The organism is Ammoniphilus soli (assembly GCF_040813775.1).
Genome location: NZ_JBEGDL010000108.1, coordinates 1 through 1,934, shown reverse-complemented (window position 1 = coordinate 1,934; position 1,934 = coordinate 1). Strand labels below are relative to the sequence as shown.

Below are 1,934 nucleotides of genomic sequence, written 5' to 3'. Positions count from 1 at the left end.
TATGTATATCTTTCGGAAGGGCATCTACGAATTTCCTTCGAAGATGCGTCCAACAGAGGCACCTTGTAATAGCTGGAATCTTTTTGTACCCCGCGTATGCATCCGAGTGAAGGTAACCTTTGAACCCTTTTAGGAATTCCTGAGGGTATTTGCCGCTTCTGCCAGGTTGATATTCAAAGATTCGAATGGGGTGTTTGCTATGCTGGCCGCTGCTATAGACCCACATGTAGGAATCGGTGGTATTTTTTCGTCCCTCTTCATTCATCACTTGGACGGTTGTTTCATCAGCATGCAAATAGTTTTCTTGCAAGAGCTTCTGATGCATGCGCTCCACCAATGGCACTAACCAGTCGCGGGACGCGGCTAGAATCCAGTTGGCCATGGTCGCACGACTAAGATTTACACCCAGTGTCTGCCACTCCTTTTCCTGACGGTAAAGAGGAAGGGCGTTGACGAATTTCTGATGCATGACCCATGCCACGGTGGAAGGAGATGCCATGGAATGCTGGATCACCGGATAAGGCATGGGTGATTTCTCCATGTAGGGTTCCCCGTTCTTACGACAGGTGCGGCACTCAAAGGTTTCACGGTAATAATCGATGGCCCTCACTTTGGCAGGAATGAACTCGATTTCAGTTCGAACGAATTCTTCACCTACGGATACAAGAGTGGTGTTGCATGCTTCGCAAAAGCAGTCTTCTTCATCAAGAGTGCAGAGGCGTTTGTCGTGAGGGATATCCTTCAAGAGTTCCATCCGCTGACCTTTAAATTTCTTTCGCCGGTAACTTTGTACCTCCTTCAGGTCAGGCTCTGGCGCCATCGGGTCCGCTTCCGTTTCTGCTTCATCAAAAAGAGACATCTGCCCCAATGAAAGGGACGATGTCTTCTCGGTACTTCTGCCGAAGAGCTTGCGCGTCAGATATTCAACCGTTTCATGGAGCCGTTTGTTTTCCAACTCCAGTTCACCTATGCGTTTTTCGAGTCCTTTTACCTGATCTGCAGCGCTCATAAATACCGTTCCTTTTCGTTTTATACTATTATTAAGTATAGCATAAGAGTGTCGAAAAGCCCAGTAATGATGCGGGTTTGAGGGGATTTTTGCTGTTAAATACAGGCCGAAATATGGATCTTTTTGACGGCCTTAGGTTGATCGATGGAAAGACCTTCTAGAAGCCACCGAAATTCTTGATACGTGATGGAGCGAACGGCTTCAGCGTGCATGGGCCATTGAAATTTTCCGTTTTCCAAACGCTTGTAAAGGAGAACAAATCCATCTCCTTCCCAACAGAGTGCTTTCATCCGATCGCGTCGTCGGCCACAAAAGAGAAACAGACTGTTCTGGAAAGGGTTCAACTGAAAATTCTGCTGGACAATGGCGGCCAGTCCATCAATGGACTTTCGCATGTCGGTATACCCACAAGCAATATAGATTTTCTCTGCCTTTGAGACATCACCGAACATGTTGAAGTGCCCTTAGGGTGTTTTCGATCAACGTTGCGGATGCATGGTTCCGGATCTCCAGCGTTATACCACCAAAACGTATGACAATATCTGATACTACTTCTTGATCGGAGGTATGGGTCCTGGCTGTGGAGACTGGAATGCTTACCGGAACGATGGGGTTGTTTTGGGAAAGCGACGGAAGTGCTTCGCAGGCGGCCGTCCGAACACGTCTTAACCAATAATAGTACGTTTTCGGATTAATGTCATGATCAGCACACCATGCAGAGATCGTTTGCCCACTACTGCGGCATTCTCGGATGATCTCAGTCCACTTATTTAAACGGTACTGGTTAGTAACTTCCCTAGTATTCAACTCTAAACCTCCCTTTGGAGTTTTTCGATTTAGGTCGAAAAACTCTACAAACTCTAATTTAGAAGATTGTCTCAAAGACTTAGGGAAGTTTCCATACACTGACTTATTAGACGCTTAC

The 1,934-nt window shown here is 46.6% G+C and carries 3 protein-coding genes; all 3 read right to left on the bottom strand.

Going from position 1 to position 1,934, the window contains the following annotated elements; genetic code table 11:
* On the bottom strand, nucleotides 1–1,009 hold a 1,009-nt coding region (tnpC, locus tag ABLT31_RS38430; protein WP_367760984.1), incomplete at its 3' end, for an IS66 family transposase.
* 95 nt (nucleotides 1,010–1,104) lie between these two features.
* Nucleotides 1,105–1,461 (bottom strand): IS66 family insertion sequence element accessory protein TnpB, encoded by a 357-nt coding sequence (gene tnpB, locus ABLT31_RS38425; RefSeq protein ID WP_367760983.1) that lies wholly within the window; start codon nucleotides 1,459–1,461, stop codon nucleotides 1,105–1,107.
* On the bottom strand, nucleotides 1,451–1,816 hold the full coding sequence (tnpA, locus tag ABLT31_RS38420; RefSeq protein WP_367760982.1) for an IS66 family insertion sequence element accessory protein TnpA: 366 nt from the start codon (nucleotides 1,814–1,816) through the stop codon (nucleotides 1,451–1,453). Before tnpA ends, tnpB begins: the two co-directional genes overlap by 11 nt.
* Nucleotides 1,817–1,934 lie beyond the last annotated feature (118 nt).

Coding starts and splice junctions, on each gene's coding strand:
- tnpB (WP_367760983.1), bottom strand. CDS start 1,461: ATGTTCGGTGATGTCTCAAAGGCAGAGAAAATCTATATTGCTTGTGGG.